Genomic DNA, 21,504 nt, shown 5'->3' with positions numbered 1-21,504 from the left:
GAAGAATCATGGCGGACTCTTCTATTTATTTACTGGACTAACAGCATGGATACATACTTCACTTCTAAATATTCATCCATGCCGTAGTGCCCCCCTTCCCTGCCTAAACCACTTTCCTTCATGCCTCCAAATGGTGCTTGGGCAGTGGATGGGGCACTGTCATTAATACCGACAATCCCATATTCTAGACCATCCGAATAGGCAACTGCCTTATTTAGTGACTCGGTATACACATAAGCTGCCAAGCCAAAATTCGTGTTATTGGCTCGATCTATCGCTTCTTGATCGGTTTTAAATGAACTGACTGGCGCAATTGGCCCAAACGTTTCTTCCTGCATGCATAGCATACCATCGGTTACATTGGAAAGTATGGCTGGAGCGATAAAATAGCCTTGTTTTTCATCGACCTTTGAGGTTTGATGGATGATAGCCCCTTTATTTGCAGCATCCTCTAATTGAAGTTGAACTTTTTTTACTGCGTCTCCATCTATCAATGGACCAAGATCATTTCCGTCCATTCCATTTCCAACCTTCAAAGTTAAAACGGCTTCTTCAAAAGCTTGTAAAAATGGCTGTTCAATTGTCTCATGGACGAATATTCTGTTCGCGCAAATACATGTTTGTCCTGCATTCCTAAATTTCGATTGAATCAAACCTTTTACCGCTTCTTCGATATTCGCATCCTCAGCAATGATGAACGGAGCCAGTCCACCGAGTTCAAGCGAGACTTTTTTTACTGTTTCTGCCGCTTTTTTCATTAGATGTTTCCCTACAGGAGTGGAGCCAGTAAATGTGATCTTTTTAACACGTGAATCATTCATCCATACGTCTGACACATCTCCCGGTTTTTGTGTAGTTACAATATTTATCACACCGGCCGGAATGCCTGCTTCATGGGCACTTTCAACTAATAGCAAAGCGGTCAAAGGCGTTTGTTCCGCGGGTTTGATGACCACGGTACATCCTGCAGCAAGGGCTGGTGCCACTTTCCTCGTGATCATTGCAGCAGGAAAATTCCACGGGGTAATGGCAGCAACGACACCGACTGCCTGCTTTTGCACTAAAATACGCTTTGAAGCAACGGAGGCTGGAATGATTTCCCCATAGTTACGCTTTGCTTCTTCAGCAAACCATTTCACGAAACTTGAAGCATATTTCATTTCTCCTTTCGCCTCGGCCAATGGCTTACCTTGTTCCAATGTCATGATCGTTGCGATTTCATCCAGCCTGTTCTCAATGATCGTGTACCACTTCTCAAGTAATTCAGCCCTATGATATGCACTTGTTTTCGACCAAGTCAGAAAGGCAGCTTGAGCAGCTTCCACAGCAGCCTTTGCCTCTTTTTCGTTAGCGTCAGGAACATAGCCCACAGGCTCCAATGTTGCTGGATTTTCAACTGCAAAATGATGCTCTGTATGAATGGGTTCGCCGTTTATATAAATTGGCCATTTTTCCGCTACTTTTTTCATCCTGCTTTAATCTCCTCTTCTTCTTCTTCATGATCTGTAAAAGTATTATCATTTTCACCTTTGAAAAAGTCCTTGCCATATATTAAGGCACATAATAGGATTCCTGCTGCAAATGCCATTCCAGCACCTTTTATAACAAGGATGGCAGCGACGACCCCTGCAATTCCCAAGTCACGTTGGCTCTTAGCCTGCATAACACCGACGCGTACGCTAACATATCCTTGTACCAAAAGCGTCAAGGCCAAGGCCACACCGAGAATTGGTTCAACCAAGCTGACGACCGGCAATAAGAATAATCCTGTATTCGTACCCCAACGGAATGAGCCAGCACCTCCGAAGAAAGAATTCATGGCTTTCTTGCCATTCTTGAACCGTTCCACAACCACGACCTGCATGGCCGCCCACAACGGACCGCACATTGTAATATCAGGTCCGATAAAACTCATGATCACATTACGTCCACCAAAAATTAAATGAGCTCTGTTTGGATTATAATCAACTTTTTCATCCTCCCTGACCTCATCGGATTCAGAAAGTAACGCTTTTGTTTTCAGAACATCCCCGAATACAACTAAATAAGTGGCAAAAACAGCTGGAATCGCACTTAAAAAGAAGGTCAAGGCAGGAAAACCTAAACCGAACACCGTATAGTCTGACCAGAGCGTAGCAAAATCCGGACTGCTGAATCCCCATTGAATATCAGGCCATTTTGCTTCTCCAAAAATAGGGGCTACAAAGACAGCAAGCAAGATTGCTGGCAATATCCCTAAATTGCCTACGAAAACCCAAGCTTTATTTCGCATTTTCAATTTTCCAAAACTTTTCGAAAAAAGTAAGTAAAAAGCAAAGCCGATACAAATGCTTATTGTATAAGGAAATAAATCAAACTTCCCACCCACTTCAAAAATGGAAACGACAGCACCAATTCCCGCTCCTAAAATAATGCCTGATTTGATTGCATTCGGCACTAATCGAACGACCTTACTCGCAAGCCCGGTCATTCCAAGCAATATCGATAAAATACCTAATGTTAATTGAAACGCAACGAGTGCATAGACCCGATCAGGCCCTTCCGGAAATTGCCCGACGAACAATACAAGCAATGGAACCGCAGGTGTAATCCAACCTGGTATAACTGGGTCCCCGAGTAAATGATGTGCTAAGTATAACAATCCATTTAAGACAACGACGGCTAGAGCCACATCAAAAGGCATACCCAGATGGTCTGCAAGCAGTGTAATCGCTCCAAGATCAACTGCACACATCAATAACCCCTGAACATAGTCAGGCCACTCAAAACGATAATGGACAAATGGCAGTCTAATTTTAAAAGGTCCCGCAGGTATATACGATGTCTCTTCTCCATATCGACGGTTTTTCCATTTCATGTTGTTTCCTCCACTTAAAAGCCATAGGCTGAACGGTAAATTTTTTCGATATCCCGGACGTTTAATGCACGGGGATTATTGCGAAGTAAACGGACTTGTTTGATGGCCTCGGCAGCCATTTCACTTAAAGCCGATTCAGGAATGTCAAATTCACTTAGTGACTCTGGTATATCAACATAACGGCATATTCTGGTCATCGCTTCTATTGCCTTATCCGCTGCCTCATCATCATTTAAATGATTGACTTTCTCTCCAAGTGCTTCAGCAATCTCGCGGAACCTTTCCAAACATGCAATTTTATTCCACTTCATTACAAATGGCAGTAATAATGAATTGCTGACTCCATGTGATAAATGGAAGCGGCCTCCAAGCGGATAAGCTAAGGCATGGACAGCTCCAACACCGGCATTTCCAAAAGCTAACCCTGCCATTAGGCTTCCAGTGATCATGGCTTCCCGTGCTTCCAGATTAGCCGGCGCAGCATAAGCCTTTGGTAAATTTACAGCGATTAACTTCATGGCCCCAATTGCCAAGGCATCCGTAACGGGCGAAGCAAATTTGGAAATATAAGCCTCGACCGCATGAACAAGTGCATCCACTCCACTCGCAGCAGTCACACTTGGCGGGCAAGTCAGCGTCATGACGGGCGATACAATCGCTACATCCGGTAAAAGATACGAACTTACAATTCCCTTCTTAACCTGTTCTTTTTTGTCCGATAAAATTGAAATATTCGTCACTTCAGAGCCGGTTCCGGCCGTTGTAGGTATGGCAATTAAAGGAAGTCCTGGAACTTCAATCAAGTCCGTACCGAAATAGGTCTCGATGCTACCCGAATTCGTAGCCATGACGGAAGAGGCTTTCGCAATATCCATCGCACTTCCACCGCCTACCGCAATCAGTCCATCATGTTTTCCATCCCTGATTGACCGTACACATTGCTCAACGATTTCAATTTCCGGTTCAGGATTCACATCCGAAAAAATACCGTATGCAGAAGAAAGTAAATCCTCAACCTTTTGCACAACCCCAGCACCCACTAAAATTTCGTCTGTAACTATCAACGGATTCTTCATCCCTAATCGCGTAACCTCATCACTCAGCTGTTGTAAAGAATCTGCTCCTGTCACCAATTTGTTAGCCATTGAAAAAATAGAAATATTCATGGTTATCTCCCCTTTCTTGTTTTTACTAATGCAGGAATCATGCCAAAGTGAAAACGCTTAATTTATAAGGGGGGACAACCTTTTTTCATGGGTAACAGTAGAAGTCACGAGTAGAAATCAAATCAAAAAAACTAATTCGATTCGTTTTCTAATCGAATGTGAAATTTTTTCATTTTTTGCACCAAAGCGCTTTGACTGATATCCAAGGAGATGGCAGCCGCCCTTGTAGTCCCATATTTTTTCATCGCATTCAGGATCAGGGAACGCTCCAGCTCTGAAACGGCTTCCTTCAAAGAATGTGTTGTAGGTTTTTTTGATAAGACCGGCTGGATGAAAGATGGTAAATTAGGCAAATCAATCGTATCATCATAAGTCGTGACGACCAGTCGCTCTGCAAGACTCGCAAGCTCACGTATATTACCAGGCCACGAATAGTTCGTCAGCCATTCATAGCATTCCGGTGTCATCTTTTTCTTTTCATTATATTTTTCATTGAATTTTTTCAAATACATTTCTAAAAGTGGGATCGTTTCTTCCTTTCGCTGGCGTAAGGGCGGAACTTCAAAGGATACGATATTAAGCCGGTAATATAGATCTTCGCGGAAGGATCCCTCTTGAACGAGGGAGGCCAAATCGCGATGAGTGGCTGTAATTAACCGGACATCCACTTCTTTCATTTCGGTAGAACCTACTCTCATAAACTTGTTTTCTTCTACCACTTTCAAAAGTTTTACTTGTAACTCTAAAGGTAAATCCCCAATTTCGTCCAAAAATAACGTGCCACCATTCACTTTCTCGAAAATCCCCATTTTTCCATTCTTAAGGGATCCGGTAAATGCCCCTGGTTCATATCCAAAAAGTTCAGATTCCACCAAGTTTGCTGGGATGGCTCCGCAATTTAATTCAAGGAAAATTTTTTCCTTCCGGGAGCTTTTGGCATGTATGTACTTGGCGATTAAACTCTTACCTACTCCCGTTTCTCCCTGTAACAAGATCTTCGCATCCGTTTTAGCCACTTTATCTGCCAGTTTGAATAAAGGAGTTGTAGAAGGCCCAATGATTATTTCCTGCAAATTCACCTGTTCCGAGCCAGGCAATAATTGAGAAATAGGTTGGAAAGATAACTTTTGGCTGTCGATCGTGTACTTCATCCGGATTAATTCAGTAATATCCCTAACACTATTTATGACAAATATGACTTCATTCTGCGGCGATAGAATAGGTGTGGCCGATACGATGATCTTTCTTCCATTTCGAATTCTTTGTGTCAAAGTAACTTGATTCTTCGTTCGAATGGAGTCCAATGAAGCAGAAACGGATATCATACCCTGCTCAATTAAATAACTCATCGGTTTTCTGATGATTTCCTCTTCTCTTATTCCAGTAATACGCTGATAAGCTTGATTGATAAATAATGTCGTTCCTTCACCATCCGTGATATACACGCCATCATACAGGGCATTAAATACAACCCTGCATAAATCACTCTCAAAGAATGCTTGAAATTGTTCATATGGTATTGAGTAATTCCATAAATTTTGTAGCGGTGCATTTACAGTAATGAAATGGGAAATAGGCTTCGTCAAATCACTCTGCTGCACTGCCGCAGATAAAGCTTCTATTGTCAAAAATCCGATGAAATCTTCTGAATCATCCAAAACTTCCACTTCAGTGCTTCCTATCGGGAAACATGATATCGCTTCCTCCACTGTCATATCCGAATAAAACTTAGTCATCAATATCCACTCCCTGACTGGTTTTTAATATTTGATAGAGCACTTCCTCCTTGATTGAAGACTTTTTGAAAGTTCTGGCGGCTTCCTAGTCTTTTCAAATTAAAGAAGGCAATAAACTTATTAACATATATTGTGTGAGCATTATGTAATGTCTTTTCCTTTTTAATGATACTATGTACTACAACCAAAGACACCCACATTAAGTGATACAGCAGTACGAACATATTCAATCCTCCGATTAAAAGCGATAAAAAAGCATTGGTATGACACTTCTTTCATAGCAATGCTTTTTCAATCCCATTTCAATCACAGGGGAAACTACCTCTTATGTTACATAAGAAATAATCTTGCGAAATGTCTGAATACCTTGACTCTAAGTTATATAAGCTTAGAAACAACAACACCTTTACCTTCTTTTAGAAGACTTAAAAGGTTTCTCGACAGTTTGAAAAAACCTAATCCGTATTTGGATTAGGTTTCAGAGTGTAGACAAACTCGATGAAAACTCAGTTTGCCTGCAGTTTTTTTATTGAAAAAAGTTGCAGCTGATTTCAGAGATCCGCTCCCTTTCCGCCGACTGTCTGCCAAGCCTCCTCAGCGCAAGCGCCTGTGGGGTCTCGGCTATCCAGTATTTCGGCAGGAGTGTCGCAAATCTCTTCAATCTAGTGAGGGTTTCATCCGTATAAACTAGTAAAAAACATGAAAGATACTCAAGTTTCGGGGCGAGTGCAATTCGAAACTCCTTTTTCCAAAAAATTGATGAAACCGCCAGACTGTAAACGAATTGGAGAAGAAGAGCCAGTTTCCCTACAATATTTCTTAAAAAGTAGTTCCGGTTGATTGGAACGTAAGGCACGAGACTCCTGCGGGAAAAGCGTGGCCAAGGGAGACCCCGCAGGCGAACAGCCGAGGAGGCTCCCGGACCGCCCGCGGAAAGCGAGTGCCTGGAGTGGAAATCATTACACATAACCCTTTCAGGAAATCCGCTCCCTTTCCGCCGACTGTCTGCCAAGCCTCATCAAAGCAAGCGCCTATAGGGTCATGACTAGCCAGTAATTAGGCAGGAGTGTCGCAAATCTCTTCAATCCAATGAGGATTACAGTAAAAAAACATTCTCTCTAATCGGACTCCTAACCCCATTTTGTCGCCAAACTGAAACTTAATACTTATTTGGATTAGGTTTTTTGATTTGATTAAAGATAGTAATTTGCTTCCTTTCTAATCAGATGCTTAATATGGAAACCAGCCGACCGGTTTTACATCGAGATTAATGTTGATTTGTTTAATTTCCTGGTATTCATCCAAGCCGTATTTTCCTAAACTGCGTCCAATCCCGCTCTGTTTGTAACCGCCCCATGGCGCCTCGACATATGTTGGATGATAATCATTTACCCATGTGATGCCTGCCCGTACTTTCTTGATCACGCGCAATCCTTTTGCCCCATCGTTAGTGAAGATGCCGCCTGCAAGTCCGTAGTCTGTATCATTTGCAAGTTTAATAGCTTCAGCTTCATCTTTAAACTTTTGGATGACAACGACTGGACCGAAGATTTCCTCTTGTACGATGCGCATATCAGGTGTTACATCGGTGAAGACAGTCGGTGCAATGAAGTATCCTTTGTCAAGGCCGTCATCAACAAGACGGTAACCGCCTGCTGCAAGTGTCGCACCTTCCTGTTTTCCGATTTCAATATAGTGAACAATCATGAAAGCGGCAGCGGGCAACTTAAAGAAAATTTCCCTTGAGCTTGGCGGTAAATCGCCTAACATCGTTTTTGCAGATGCAGATATAGAGACAGCCGTCGATTACGGATTATTTGGCATCTTCTTCGGTGCCGGCCAAGTATGTTCATCAGGTAGCCGCATTCTAGTTGAAGAAAGTATTTATGATGAATATGTAAAACGCTATGTGGAACGCGCAAATAAAATTAAAGTAGGGCCAGGCCTTGCAGAAGACAGCAACATTGATTCAAGAAAAGGAAGGCGTAATTGAATGGGTCTTTATCTTTATCATGACTGAGGATGGTCGTCTGATTCACCTTGTTGTAGACAAAGGCTTTGTCATTGAACCGGGGGAAGAATATATGGGTCCCCCGGAAATGGTTAATGTCGCTTACCAGTCGTTTAATGGTAAGGCGGGTGTTACTCCCATATACGAAGACATGTACGGTGAGTGGAAAACAAGCTTTGCGCCAATTATTGATGATGACGGCAATATCGTTGCTATTGTCGGATGCGATTACAGCAAAGCCTATTTCAATTCGGAAATGCAACGTCTCCGTAAGCAACTTAATATACATGTTTGATTTCTGGATACAGTCATATTATCAAATTGGAGACTAGGGTAAAAAAAGAAAAGCTGATTACAGGAGCCGTTTTGAACGGGCTTCTGCAGTCAGCTTTTTCGTTGTTATCAAACCATAAATACATCATGAACGATATGAAGGAATTAGGAAATATTGTACCTTGTTCCTCCACCATCCTCCCTCAAAAATGAAACGGTTAAGAGGATTTGGCAGAGCATATGGATACTCATTGCAATGCTTTTAGGGAACGACCAAAAGGCTTATTCCTATTATACAAGTGAGTGCTCATAAGCCTTATTGCCATGAAACCTATATAACTTTCTCTTTATTTTCTCTATTTTTCACCAAAAAATAAGCAGTAATCAAGGCAGTAATAGGAATTATCAGGGCTACACCTGTTCCAGCACAAAATATAGTAATCATTTCAGCACTAAATATTTTTGAGTTTACGATTTCCCCAACAGAATAGGATAAATCTTTAAACCATATAAGCAGTGCCAAATAGCCTCCAAAGAAAGCAAAAAATAGTGTATTCGTAGATGTACCTAAGATATCCCTTCCAATACTTAATCCAAATGTGAATAAATCTTTCTTACTAATGGATGGATGGTGAAGAAACATTTCTCGCATGGGAGATGAAATGGCCATGGCTGTATCGATAATCGCGCCAATAGTACTCATAATAATTACTGAAGCTCCAATTTTAACAAAATCTACTCCAATATAAAGGGAAAAGATGCTAAGCTCTTCTATTTCTTCTTCACCGAAACCTTGTATCATCGCATTTTCCGTCACAATGACAATAAAAAAGAGTACTATAACAATCGTGATAATAGTAGAAATGAATGCTGTTTTTGTTGTACTGTTCACTTCGTTAATAAAAAATAAATTAATATAACTAATCACCGTACATGCAATCAATGTTACGATATACGGATCATTATTTGGATTTGTCATAAAAATGATGCTAAAAAGTAACACACCAAAGTTTAGGAACAAAGCAAAAAATGAACGTGCCCCTTTTTTTCCGCCAATCAAGATCATCAATATTAATAGTACAAACGCTAGCAACACTAATACATTCATTGTCTTTCCCTCTTTCGATTAATGAAAAAAATAGAGACATATAGACCTATCGGAATAGTTAACACGATTCCAATACCACCAGCTAGGGCACGGGCTAATTCCAATGTAAGGTTCATGGAAAGGGTAAATCCCAATGCAGATGCATTTTTCAAATACAAAATAATCATAGGTATGGAGCCACTTATATAGGCAAAAAACAAAATATTTGTCATGGTTCCCATAATGTCTTTTCCAATCTCTAATCCTGAAGTTTTAAGTGCTTTTACTGATATGTGGTTATTCTTTTCATACAACCCAAAAATTGAAGAAGACATGGTAATGGCTATATCCATTACGGCTCCTAAAGATCCGATAAATAACCCTGCCATAAACACCATTTTATAAGGACGAGTGATAAATTGCATCTCTTCATATCGAAGGCCATTTTCGGAAGTTACCCACATCACAAGATAAGTAATGAACAGCGATAAAAAAGTCCCTAACAGTGTCGCAATAATAGCTGCATATGTTTTTTCATTAAAACCGTTAACTAGTAAAAGGGAAAAGACCGTAAATAGAATGATACTTATACTGCATATCAATACCAAACCAATGTCTGATGAATTCAAATAAAAATCTAATGCATATGACAGCAATATGGCATTGACTGCCAAACTTATAATTGAAAACAGGCCTTGCTTTTTTCCAACGATAAGTAATGTAAAGATAAAAACCCATGCTACAATCAACACAAATTTATCACGCTTTACGTCTTTTATGGTTCCAGTTAACTCTGAATTTTCTTCTGTCTTTGTATCAATTGAAACAAATAAATCATTTCCAACTCGATATTCTTGATCATAAGCTCCGGATGAGGAATATTCATTCTTTAAATGAATAAGTTTTCCTTTTTCTTCTTCATTTTGTATTTCGGCTATTATACTCTGGGTAAATAGTCGATCTTCATTTTGATACATATCATTCAATTCAGTTGTATTTTCCAGATTTGTTTTGATGACTTTGGCTATTGGAAATTCATAGAATGAATAATTGTGATGAACAAAGAAAACAGAAGCGACAAAACAAAGTGCTATGACGGCGTACAAAGAAACATGCTTGTAACCCATTTTTTTAAATTTATTTACGATAACATTCAAAATAAAACCTCCAATATCGGGTGGGCAAAAAAGGCAGGGAGGAGCCAGAATTGACTGACTCCACCCCGCCTTACTAGTATTTGATGTATTTATCTTATCAGGAATGGATTTGGTTTGCGAACAAAGTCCGATTTACCTACTTAAAGTCTCCCCCGGTAAAATGGGAAGAAGCAAATTTCACAAAATACTTGTCAAGCCCCTTCATTCCTGATTTTCTCACTTCATTGTCAATATCATCAGTTGTGAAAAACTAAGGGCAATACTACAATTCGCAAGTAGTATTACCCATAAATTCGTATAATTGTCGTTTAATAAAATCGTGAATGTTTCAAGAATACAAAGAAGATCCTCTTAAAATGTAGTATCTCCTTTTTTCAGGTAGAGATGCATGGTTGATTTCTAGAGCATGACTACTTCCATCGCTCCAACTTTGGAATTTCCCTAGTAAAAAAATTGCAATGAATTTAGGTATTTTCATTTTTTCCATCAAATGACTTTGAACAAATTCTTGCATTTCTATTGCAGTAATATTTTGTGTAAATTCACCATTTAAATGACAATGACTACAATTTCAGCACTTTTACTACTATCTTATTCAGTTCCTCCACCTAATTATCTTGAGAAAACGGCATTTCATCATCTCCATTTACTTTTTAACACAGTACTTCAACGTTAAATCCTCCAGGCGCTTCTACATAGAAAGTATATCAGTGTAAGTGTTTTGGAGGTTTTACCTTTAATCCATCATCCTTCAACCGCTGATTGATCTTGTTGACTTGTTCTTCATTTTCTTGTATGAAACCAACATGAAATGTCTTGGGGTATTGTACATCGCTTCCTTTCATTAGTGTCAATATGGATCCATCATCATCTTTCATTGCAGCGAACCCATCTCCTTTACTTCCTGCACATGTCAATCCAAAATATGTTTCTAAAAACTCCCGCGAAGCTGTAACATCATTAACTGTTAAATTTATGTGATTGATCTTCATTACTTCCCCCAATTTTAATATTATTGTTTTCTTTTCCGTCTCTCGGTAAAAAAAGTTGATTTCCCCATGCTTCACTGCCCTTAGCAGCATAAGAAAATACGATCCTGCTTAATTAAGAATCGCATTTGTTAAGTACATATGACCAGAGTTGTTATATAGCACCTAAACCTTCTTCCTTTTCCAGAAGGCCGTCGAGGCGGTAAAATTGTGAGGCACATCCTTGGACTACACCCATTTCCATTACTTGCTGAAGTCCCTCGACTGAAGCGAATCGAGAACGCATGATAAGTTTTGTCTTATCCTCGTGTTCAACAAACGTCATCGTTACCAGTGTCACTGGCATACCGTCGGCTGCGTTGCCTTCTTCATCTGTAAACATATCCGTGAAGACAATCTTCTCCGGTACGATTATTTCTTGATAAACAGCTTTACCCCAAGCTTCTTGGCCATAGAATTCACCTTGGTTTTCATCTTTGCACCGCATGCAATAATGCCATACGCCGTCAGGCTTAAAATTAAACTCCCGATTTTCCGTTTGCCATCCACTCGGTCCCCACCAGTTAGCCAAGCGCTCGGAATTCGAAAACGCTTTAAAAACAAGGTCCCGCGGCACGTCGAATATACGCTCCATGACGAGATCCCGCCCCTCTACGCTCGTTGTGATGTTGTTGGACACTTTGTTATCCGACATGTTAATTCCTCCTTCCTATTTTTGTAATAAGATATTCCTTCTATTTCGTCATAATGTCAGTATTTTCCTTCCGGTTCATAAATAATCATCCACGTGACCGCAACTAAAAGATTAAAAAAAGGTCAACCAGTAAAATAAACTGGCTAACCTTATAATACGAACGGGCAATCGATATAGATTAAGGTTGTAAGAACATGAGGGAAAACCTAGTCTTAATCATGCTTCGGGATGAGGCCACTTCAATTGATGGAACCGCCAGACTGTAGACAAATTAGAAGAAGTTCCAGTTGATTGAAGAAATCCGCTCCCTTTCTGCCGACTGTCTGCCAAGCCGCATCAAAGCAAGGGTCTCCGGGGTCTTGGCTAGCCAGTTATTCGGCGGGGGTGTCGCAAATTTCTTCAATTTAATAAGGGTTTCATATATAACAGTAAAATTAACTTATTACAATATTTTTTCATTTTCAAAGTTAGTGTTTGACTCTACTTTCTTAGCCAATTTAAATTTATAGAATAATATACAGGCTACCAAAAATCCTATTCCATAAAACAGGCCAACTCGTTGAGTAGGGTCAAAGGCAAGGAATACTAGAATCAGCAAACAAAAGCCTAAACAAAACAACGGGACAAATGGGTAAAATGGTACTATGTATTGTAAATCTTCCGTTTTACCACCCGCTTTTATAAATTTCCTTCTAAACATATATTGCGATAAAGCAATTCCCATCCATGAGATTGTGACGGAAATACCCGCTATGGACATAAGAATCACGAACACAGTATCAGCCGCAATGAAGCTAGTCAATAACGATAGAAGCGAAAAGCATATCGTAAAAAGAAGGGCATTCAATGGCACTTTCCTTTTGGACAATATACCAAACACCTTAGGTGCCATTCCATCATGAGCCATCGACCAGAGCAACCTTGTTGATGCATAAAGACATGAATTCCCCACAGATAGAATGGCTGTCAAAATAATGAAATTCATGATACCTGCTGCATAAGGAATCCCCGCTATCTTCATCAGAGTTACAAAAGGGCTTTCCAATAAGCCTAATTCCGAAGAAGGGAATATGGCGGAAAGGATGATAATGGACGAAATGTAAAAAACAATGATTCTAAATAGTACGTTTCGAATGGCCTTAGGGATGTTCTCTTCAGGTTTTTCACTTTCCCCTGCCGCTATTCCTATTAGTTCTGAGCCTTGATAAGAAAATATTACATTCATCATTGTCACAAAGATAATTGTAATGCCACCTGCAGGAAAAAGACCAGAAGGAGCCAAATTCTCAAAGAATGGGGTTGGACGATCAGATAAAGAGACAAAACCAAAGATGCCCGCGATTCCAATCAAGATAAACAAAATCACTGCAACGATTTTTATTCCAGCGAACCAATATTCCGCCTCTGCAAAACCTCTTGTCGTTAATGCATTCAATGTAAATAAAAGCACTATGAACACCGCACACCAAATCCAGGTTGGACTATGGGGGAACCATTGTTTCATCAATATTCCTGCTGCCGTAAACTCAACTCCTGCAGTTGCGGCTGAACCTACGAAATACATCCATCCTAGAGAGAAACCAGCGGAAGGCCCAATATATTCGGCAGCATATTTTTGGAATGAACCTGTAACCGGCATATGAACGGCTAGCTCGCCAAGGCAGACCATAACCATATACAAAATAAGACCGCCGGCTAGATAACCGACCAGGGCCCCTCCTGCCCCCGCTTGGTTAATTGTATAGCCTGCATTTAAAAAAAGGCCTGTACCAATTACGCCGCCAAGTGAAAGCATAAATAAATGGCGTCTTTTCATTGAGCGTTGCAGCTGATCATTATTCTCCAGTCCATACCCCATATAATCACGTCCTTATCTAATCTATTAGCTAATGATTCTCCCAAACTATCTTAAAACCTCAATGAGAGACAACTAAGGCCGCCATCTTGTTTTTGAAATTCCGACATTTCCACTTCAATCACTGTGTATCCCAAATCTTCAATTTTTTTCTTTGTACCCTCAAATCCTTTAGGGACAATAACGCAGTCGTTCATTCTGACGCAGTTACCCGAATATTCTTCTTCCTGTTTTACGGTTATTTGATTAAAGCTAGAAAAAACCTCGTGATTAATGAATTCCCCTGCCACTAATAAATTATTGTCTCCCAGGTAATTGACACCCGTTTTTAAATGAAAGAATTTCTTAAGGGGAATGATGGTCGTATCATAACCATACTTACCCATAATATCTTTGAACTGCAGAGCACCTGCTTCATTTGTTCTAGTTGAAAGGCCAACATAGAAGTGATCTTCAACTTGCATGACATCTCCGCCATCTAACATACCTGGAGATTGAATATATTCGATTGTGTCATAAAAGTCCTTTAAAACTTCTTTCATTTCATTAATCTCACCATTCCGGCTTTCTGCACCAGGATTGGTTACAAGGGCACATTTTGGCGTCAATACGGCGGTATCTTCCACAAACGTAGAATCAGGGTATCTCTCATCCGATTCGAGAACGGTCACTTTCACATCGCAGCGTTTTAATGCTTCTACATAAGCCTCGTGTTGTACAAGCGCTTTTTCATAATCCGGGTTTCCTAAATCCGATGTTGTTAAGCCATTTACAAAACTTTTTCCAATCTTTCTTACAATCGCGTGTTTAAACATATATATTCCTCCTAAATAGGTAGTTTATTTTTTTAAAATGTGGGAAATTAACCTTTTTGAATCAGCCGTTCTTTAAATGAAATTTCTTTTCATCACTTTGCTGTGCTTAACTATTCCAGAAGCGGAAACCATAGAAATATAGTCATGATAGGGAGAAGAGACAACCGAAAACCTCTCTTAAACTGAAACGGGTGTCTCTTCCAACCCAATGCTTTCTCAATTATTTTTGATGACCGCATAATTTATCCGCTATTCCTACAAAATATCTTACTCCATATCCTAAAGCCTTCTCATCGATTTTAAATTTAGGATGGTGTAAAGGGTACGCTTTTCCAAACTCATTATTATGGACGCCAAGAAATTGCATGGAAGAGGGAACGATTTCGGAAAAAGCCGAAAAATCTTCTGTTCCAAACATAGGATCATCAACCCGGATGATATTATTTTCTTCAAAAATACCTTCCATGACCGTTCTTGAAATATTAACAGCAGCTTTATCATTCACCACTGCTGGATACCCTAAATACCAAGTAATTTCACATTTTGCCCCATGCGCTTCTGAAATCCCCTTAACGATTTGCTCTAGATACTCCCTTGCTTTCACTCGGCTATCAGAGTCTAAGGAACGAATGGTACCACCGATTTCTGCATATTCAGGTATGACATTGAGCGCACTTCCGGAATGGAACTGAGTGACCGAAATGACAGGTGTCCTAAGAGCTGAAATTTTTCTGGAAACGATATGTTGAATATTCGTCGTAATTTCTGCACCAATGATAAGCGGATCTACCGTTAATTCCGGAGTCGACGCATGACCGCCCTGACCAATAATTTTAATTTCAAAATCATCGGCGGCTGCACAGAATACCCCTTCCCTTAAACAGATTGTTCCTGTTCGTTCATAAGGAGTAACATGCAGTGCAAATGCATAATCCACTCCTTCCATGACCCCTTTTTTCACCAATTCCTGTGCTCCCCCTGGCAGAACCTCTTCGGCGTGTTGGAAAATAAACCTGATTTCTCCATTAATCGCATCTTTTTTCCCAGAGAGGACTTTAGCAGCACCTAATAACATCGCAGCATGTGCATCATGTCCGCATGCATGCATAACCCCAGGATTTTTTGATTTATAATCAATTTCTGCTTCTTCTTCAATCGGGAGTGCATCAATATCTGCACGAAAGGTGATGGTATTCGATTTCCGGGCAGATTTTTTAGCTCCTTTGAGAACCGCTAAAACACTCGTTTCGGTAGGTCTCGTCACATCTAATCCTGTAAAGGTTTTTAATTTCCTGTAGATGAATTCAGAAGTCTGGTGTTCCTGATATGAGAGCTCCGGATTTTCGTGAAAATGACGTCTCCATGAAATCACTTCATCCACAACTGTCTCCTGTATTGTCTTCATCATGAATGCCTCCTCGAACACTTAGTGCCAATATTCAGACTTTTTAGATCTTTAAAAGGGGCCATACTGTATGCTTTGAGCAATGATCAAAAAGATAATCGCCACCGCAACCTGAATCAAAAGATATGGAAAAACCCATTTTACCCATTTGTAAATGAAATGCCTGCCACTGCCAATCCAGCCAATAGCACTCCAGAAGTCGGAAAAATCATATTCGAAATCCCATCCCCTAATTGGAAAGCCAACACTGCCGTTTGTCTTGTCACGCCCATTAAATCCGCTAAAGGAGCCATAATCGGCATCGTCAATGCTGCTTGTCCACTTCCGGATGGAACAATGAAGTTAAGAAATAATTGGACAATGAACATTCCGATTGCATTTATGGCGGGAGGAAGCTGCTCAACCAATCCTGCAGCATAATATAAAATGGTATCCAGCAATCCGCCACTTGTAATGATGACTAAGATTGTCTGCGCAACTCCTATTATCAATGCCCCAGAAACCATATCTCCTGCTCCTGAAATAAAACCATTGGCCATTTTGGATGGAGTTAAGCCTCCAATTAGGCCCATTATGATCCCGCTTAATAAAAACAAGCCGCCAATTTCACTTATATACCATCCTAATTTAATAACTCCATATACTAATAGGATGAAATTTGCCAATAAAATAATTAAAGCAGCACTATGTCTTTTACTCATCCTAAAGTTTTTATCAAGATGTGCTTGTTCTTCACGCCTGAATTTCCCATACTCCCCCAGTTCAGGGTTTCTTTTAACCTTCATTGCATGGAAATAGATGTACAATACTGTAACGACATAAAAAATTGCAAGAAGAGCGATTCGCAATCCCATTCCCGAATACATGGGCAGTTCTGCTATGCTTTGGGCAACTCCTACATTAAAAGGATTCGTAATGCCCGAAATGAATCCAGTAGCCAATGTTCCAAGGATGACGATCGCAAAACCTGTAAGTGCATCAAAGCCTAATGCAATCGTCATCGGTACAATGATTGCAATATAAACTAATGCATCTTCAGCAGAGCCGATCAGTGTCCCTAATGATGCGAAGATCAATACCATTAACGGAATAAGCAATTTCTCTTTTGTTCCGAATCGGACAGCCACAAACTTAATGAAAGAATCCAGTGCTCCTGTTGCCTGCATGATTCCCAGTGCCCCGCCAAACAAAAAGACGAACAAGATAATTGACGCTCCTTCAATCATCCCTGCATGAATACTGCTGAACATTTCCAATAATCCCACTGGTGTTGATTCAACGAATTCAAAAGAAGTAGGATCGACTACACTTCGGCCATCCTTTTCAATTCTTTCATATTGGCCTGCGGGTAAGATATAGGTTAAAACCGTCACTATTACAATTACGATAAACATTAATACAAAAGGATTAATCCCTTTTTCCGGTAACTCCGTTAGTTGGTTAAGTGGCTTATTATTCTGATTAAGCGGCTCGGAAGTGATTTGACCAGTAGGCAGGTCATTCATATAAATACCTCCAGTTAAAGTTTAATACTTTTAATCCGGTTTTCCTTTCGGAAGGGATAAATCCCCTCCATCACTTCTCTACCAAACACTTAAACATACTCCTTATTAACTTCTCCAGCATAACGGGAGTATGGACGAAGGCGCTATCGATGTGAAGGCGCTCAGTCCGCTGGTGGGCATCCTTGCCGAACGGCCCCACATTAAGTACGGGTGCCTGAAGTTTTTGCATATCAGCAAAAGGAATGCTGTAAGTATCGCCCCAGACTGGTGTATTTTTTTCAAAAGCCGTCCAGCCATCAGACTCATCACTATATTGAACATAGCTTAAATCGCAAAGGCCATTAAAATAATGAATTTGGCTTACTTCTTCATCAAGCATGCTGGCCGTTTCCTTCATTAATTTCACAGATTCCATGATAAGCGGATCATCGGACGTATTGACCGCTGGATAATATGGCGGTGCGAACAGCAATACAATGGCGGGTGAAAGCTCCTGACATTGTATCATCAATTTTTCAGCGATCCGCACTGACTTTTCCCGCTCATCCAAATCCATGTTTCCTTTAACTTCACTCTTTATTTGCTCAACAAAACTCCTGCCAAATTTGCCCTCGGCATATGAAAGTAACTTTTCGTAGCGTAATACTTGTACTTCACCTACACCTTCAATTTGTTCACGCAGACAAAGCTCTTTATAAGATTCATTGCATTTCATCGCTGCTTCGTTTGCAACCTGCTCGAATAGATCCATTATTTCTGCAGCTGTTCTTTTCATAATGAACACATTATAAAGCGCGGCTGCCCGATAAGGTGTCTGAGTTGAATATTGTAGTTTTAGATCTTTTTGCTGAAGCGATACTGGTAAAGGTGTTTCCTCGCCAAGATCACTTTCCAGAAAAAGAGTATTCCACTCCATGAGCTGCGTAAGGAACGAGGCTATATAGTTAGCCGTTATGCCCTTTAATGGCTCACCTACATGAGTTTCTTTCCCATAAAAAAGGGCAGCGGGCATGATTTTCCCCAAAGTTCCGGAATAAATATAATGTCTATTATCGCCCGGTTTCTGTGAAAAGGACGGTTCACTATTAAAAAACATTTTATAGGAAAGGTCATATTTATCACGTAAAGTCACAAGTTCTTTAACTGCAGCCCTCATTCCCGCAGAATTCACTTCCTCATCAGGAACCGTTAACAACAGGAGATTGATCGGCCATTGTTCGATGCTTGCCTTTTCGATGATAGCCATATGAAGGGCAAGCCCCATTTTCATATCCATCGTTCCTCTACCAAACAAGTACTTTCCTGATTCAAGGTCAATGCGCGCTTCTTCCGGTAGATCTTCTTTCCGGTCATGAAGTTTTTTAGTGAGCTCCTCTGGTTTGAATGCAAGAGCCTCAAGATCACCGTATTCTTCAGTATGAACCGTATCAAAATGGCTAATTAATACAACGGTCTCCTTTGCATCAGGATGTTTATAAAAGGCATTGACAAAATTCCTCCCTAAATCAGCTTCGTGAAGCGATAAGTACTCCGGATTCCTTTTAAAATATTCAAGCTCCCTCAATTTCTCTTGTACCTTATAAGGAAACGTGCGTTCCCCAACTGTAAGAGTACGGCTTTCCCAGCTAACAAGTTCACATAACAAAGCACGGAGCTTTTCTGGAGTACCCCATAGTAATTCACTCATTGAAATCCCCTTTCCGATTTTCATCAAATATTAGAGTAATAGCAGGAAGAAACACATATCGGAAATTTCTGATATTTAAAACCGCAGTACAAAAGCTCAATCCACCGTGCTGCTTCTGAAACTTTCGACATTTCCAGCTCTATCGTTTTATATCCAGCTTCATTCAATAGACGTCGTCTCTTCAAATCTGGAAAATCCTCGCTTGCTCGCAAGTTTGTAACTGGCACCCCACATTTTTTCAAAGCTCACGTAAGAGGCATGCGTTTCAATACTTTTCATAACTTTTTTTTCTGGTGTTTTTATAATTATATGTTAACCCAATCCCCCTTCATTATTATATATACGCACCACCGGGCAGGTTAAACAGGTTGGGCCGCCAGTGCCTTTGAAACTGATTTCAGTTCCTTTGTACTCATAAACTGTAGCTCCCGCATCAATAAGCTTTTGCTTTGTGTAAGCGTTACCAGAAGATATCACGCAAACCCGCGGAGCAATGGCAAGCACATTACAGCCTAAGTTCAAGTACTCATCAACCGGCACTTCGATAAGCTGAATGCCTCGTTCAATCAGCAGTTTTCTGAAAAAGACGGGCATTAGGCGTGAATGAACTACCGCTAAATCATGGTCGACCATGCTGATGAAAGACATAAGATGGAGACACTCTGCCTCGCCTTGATCATGCGGAAGCTGAACTACGATGAATTCATCCACAAGATGAGCGGTCATTTCTTTTAATTGCCGAATGGCTTCAGCGTTTGTACGATAACCATGTCCGACAACAAGGGTCTTATCATCAAGCCAAACGATATCACCGCCATCCGCGACCGCATCACCCGTTAAATACCCAATAATCGGGATGTTCTTTTCCTTACAATATTCCTTGTATACATTAGCTTCAGGCTGCCTCAATTCTTTTCCGGACTTTAAAATAATGGCTCCTTGGCTTGTGAATTTGACAGGATCATGCGCATATATGGAGTCAATGCCGACTACCGGGGATGCTGGCAAATAATCGATGTTTGGAACATAATTTTCCAAAATGGAAATAAAGTCACCATACTCTTTTAGTGCTTCGTTGAAATCTGGCTCTTCCGCAAAGTTGAAGTTCCTCCATGCTTCGCTTAAATGCTCTTGACTAATAAAAGCTTCTTTCGGATGTTTTACAATGACACGTTCCAATGGTTTATACATGGACGAACAATATGTCACTGCATCTCCCTCCTTTTTCCGCATATCGGAAAACGTTTCCGCTAACAGGAATTTTTCTTTTATTATAAAATCAACTTTGGTATAATGTCAATATGTTTTAAATATTCAAATAAATTAGCGCTTTATTTAACTTGCAATGAAAGATAGGTGGTTTGTTTATGCAATCGATTGATCGTGCCATGAACGTCATTAAGGTGCTGGTTTCCAATTCATCGGAAAACTGGCTGTCTATTACGGAACTTTCTCAAGAATGTGATCTTCCTGTCAGCTCCATGCATCGTTTGTTAAAAGCGATGTCCTCGCATGGATTAATCCAACAGGACGGGCAATCCAAACAATATGGTTTGGGGAATATTTGGCTCGAATATGGTTTACGTATGTATGACAAAATGGATTACATCAGCCAAATAAGGCCTGAACTGGAAAGGCTGATGAACAAAGTGGAGGAAAGCGTCTACCTTAGCCAGCCAATAGGAATGGAATCACTCGTTATCGAACGAATCGACAGTGAAAAAAGCCAAATCCGGGTTTATGACCAGCTTGGCTCACGAGTACCTATGCATATCGGGGCTGCCAATAAAGCGATGCTCGCCTATATGCCATATAATCAAGCGAAAAAAATCGTAGATGCTCTTCTGCCAACTCAAGAAAGAGCAGCTTTTTGGGATATATTGCAAGAGACTAAAATGAAGGGACATGGAATCAGTCACAGTGAAAGAACAGAAGGAACATGTTCTGTTGCCGTGCCGATATTGAACCATTTTGGGGAAGTTCACGGTGCGGTTAGCATTGGTTTTGTCAGCTTTAACCTGACAAAAGAAAGACTTGATTTCCTCATTAAGAATGTAAAGGAAACGGGCAATCGGGTTTCTGCAAAATTAGGGTATAGGGGACCATGAATAAGAAAGCAGTGGAGGATTATCGAATAAGCCGAAAAAGAAGATGAATCATTTCATCTTCTCAGTTTGTAGACAAAAGGGGTTCGGAATTAAAAAATTCTGAACCCCTTTTGAAATTCCCTTTGAATTTTCGCCTAAAGTTAAGAGATTGGGGCTCTA

The 21,504-nt window shown here is 40.4% G+C and carries 15 protein-coding genes and 3 pseudogenes; 3 read left to right on the top strand and 15 right to left on the bottom strand.

Going from position 1 to position 21,504, the window contains the following annotated elements:
* Positions 1-29 precede the first annotated feature (29 nt).
* The 5 genes and pseudogenes from QFZ73_RS22200 to QFZ73_RS22180 all read right to left on the bottom strand — a co-directional run.
* Positions 30-1,469: an NAD-dependent succinate-semialdehyde dehydrogenase gene (locus tag QFZ73_RS22200; protein ID WP_251436333.1), complete on the bottom strand. Its 1,440-nt coding sequence runs from the start codon at positions 1,467-1,469 to the stop codon at positions 30-32.
* Positions 1,466-2,857: a hypothetical protein gene (locus QFZ73_RS22195; RefSeq protein WP_307270762.1), complete on the bottom strand. Its 1,392-nt coding sequence runs from the start codon at positions 2,855-2,857 to the stop codon at positions 1,466-1,468. Before QFZ73_RS22195 ends, QFZ73_RS22200 begins: the two co-directional genes overlap by 4 nt.
* 14 nt (positions 2,858-2,871) lie before the next feature.
* Positions 2,872-4,023 carry an iron-containing alcohol dehydrogenase gene (locus tag QFZ73_RS22190; protein WP_307270759.1) on the bottom strand — a complete coding sequence of 384 codons (1,152 nt, stop codon included), beginning with the start codon at positions 4,021-4,023 and terminating at the stop codon, positions 2,872-2,874.
* A gap of 131 nt (positions 4,024-4,154) precedes the next feature.
* A complete protein-coding gene (locus QFZ73_RS22185; protein ID WP_307270756.1) occupies positions 4,155-5,759 on the bottom strand; it encodes a sigma-54 interaction domain-containing protein in 1,605 nt (534 codons plus the stop codon).
* Positions 5,760-6,989: 1,230 nt separating this feature from the next.
* Positions 6,990-7,463: pseudogene (locus tag QFZ73_RS22180) on the bottom strand (aldehyde dehydrogenase family protein); the annotation flags it as partial.
* Here QFZ73_RS22180 and QFZ73_RS22175 point away from each other — a divergent pair.
* Positions 7,462-7,704, top strand: a pseudogene (locus QFZ73_RS22175) (aldehyde dehydrogenase family protein); the annotation flags it as partial. The pseudogenes QFZ73_RS22180 and QFZ73_RS22175 overlap by 2 nt on opposite strands.
* A gap of 1 nt (position 7,705) precedes the next feature.
* Positions 7,706-8,065, top strand: coding sequence for a hypothetical protein (locus QFZ73_RS22170; protein WP_307270753.1), 360 nt, complete (start codon positions 7,706-7,708; stop codon positions 8,063-8,065).
* Between the two features lie 309 nt (positions 8,066-8,374).
* Here QFZ73_RS22170 and QFZ73_RS22165 read toward each other — a convergent pair whose 3' ends face one another.
* The 10 genes and pseudogenes from QFZ73_RS22165 to QFZ73_RS22120 all read right to left on the bottom strand — a co-directional run bounded on the left by QFZ73_RS22165 (position 8,375) and on the right by QFZ73_RS22120 (position 20,428).
* Positions 8,375-9,151 (bottom strand): YibE/F family protein, encoded by a 777-nt coding sequence (locus tag QFZ73_RS22165; RefSeq protein WP_307270749.1) that lies wholly within the window; start codon positions 9,149-9,151, stop codon positions 8,375-8,377.
* The gene (locus tag QFZ73_RS22160; protein WP_373458964.1) at positions 9,148-10,287 is read right to left on the bottom strand and encodes a YibE/F family protein; all 1,140 of its coding nucleotides are present in this window, start codon (positions 10,285-10,287) and stop codon (positions 9,148-9,150) included. Before QFZ73_RS22160 ends, QFZ73_RS22165 begins: the two co-directional genes overlap by 4 nt.
* 707 nt (positions 10,288-10,994) lie before the next feature.
* A complete protein-coding gene (locus tag QFZ73_RS22155) occupies positions 10,995-11,279 on the bottom strand; it encodes a VOC family protein (protein ID WP_307270745.1) in 285 nt (94 codons plus the stop codon).
* Positions 11,280-11,430: 151 nt separating this feature from the next.
* A complete protein-coding gene (locus tag QFZ73_RS22150) occupies positions 11,431-11,970 on the bottom strand; it encodes an SRPBCC family protein (protein ID WP_307270740.1) in 540 nt (179 codons plus the stop codon).
* A gap of 442 nt (positions 11,971-12,412) precedes the next feature.
* Complete coding sequence (locus tag QFZ73_RS22145) at positions 12,413-13,828, bottom strand: amino acid permease (RefSeq protein WP_251436353.1); 1,416 nt, start codon at positions 13,826-13,828, stop codon at positions 12,413-12,415.
* A gap of 50 nt (positions 13,829-13,878) precedes the next feature.
* Positions 13,879-14,640 carry a dimethylarginine dimethylaminohydrolase family protein gene (locus QFZ73_RS22140; protein WP_251436355.1) on the bottom strand — a complete coding sequence of 254 codons (762 nt, stop codon included), beginning with the start codon at positions 14,638-14,640 and terminating at the stop codon, positions 13,879-13,881.
* A 220-nt stretch (positions 14,641-14,860) separates the two neighbouring features.
* Positions 14,861-16,045: an amidohydrolase gene (locus QFZ73_RS22135; RefSeq protein ID WP_307270733.1), complete on the bottom strand. Its 1,185-nt coding sequence runs from the start codon at positions 16,043-16,045 to the stop codon at positions 14,861-14,863.
* A 51-nt stretch (positions 16,046-16,096) separates the two neighbouring features.
* Positions 16,097-17,439 (bottom strand): annotated as a pseudogene (locus tag QFZ73_RS22130) (YfcC family protein).
* A gap of 181 nt (positions 17,440-17,620) precedes the next feature.
* Positions 17,621-19,237: a M20/M25/M40 family metallo-hydrolase gene (locus tag QFZ73_RS22125; RefSeq protein ID WP_307270727.1), complete on the bottom strand. Its 1,617-nt coding sequence runs from the start codon at positions 19,235-19,237 to the stop codon at positions 17,621-17,623.
* A 312-nt stretch (positions 19,238-19,549) separates the two neighbouring features.
* Complete coding sequence (locus QFZ73_RS22120) at positions 19,550-20,428, bottom strand: dimethylarginine dimethylaminohydrolase family protein (protein ID WP_307272978.1); 879 nt, start codon at positions 20,426-20,428, stop codon at positions 19,550-19,552.
* A 176-nt stretch (positions 20,429-20,604) separates the two neighbouring features.
* On the opposite strand from QFZ73_RS22120, the gene QFZ73_RS22115 reads away from it, so the two are divergent.
* On the top strand, positions 20,605-21,345 hold the full coding sequence (locus QFZ73_RS22115) for an IclR family transcriptional regulator (protein ID WP_307270724.1): 741 nt from the start codon (positions 20,605-20,607) through the stop codon (positions 21,343-21,345).
* Positions 21,346-21,504 lie beyond the last annotated feature (159 nt).

This window comes from Peribacillus sp. V2I11, from assembly GCF_030817135.1.
Taxonomy (GTDB): domain Bacteria; phylum Bacillota; class Bacilli; order Bacillales; family DSM-1321; genus Peribacillus; species Peribacillus simplex.
This window is presented reverse-complemented; position numbering and strand designations above follow the sequence as displayed.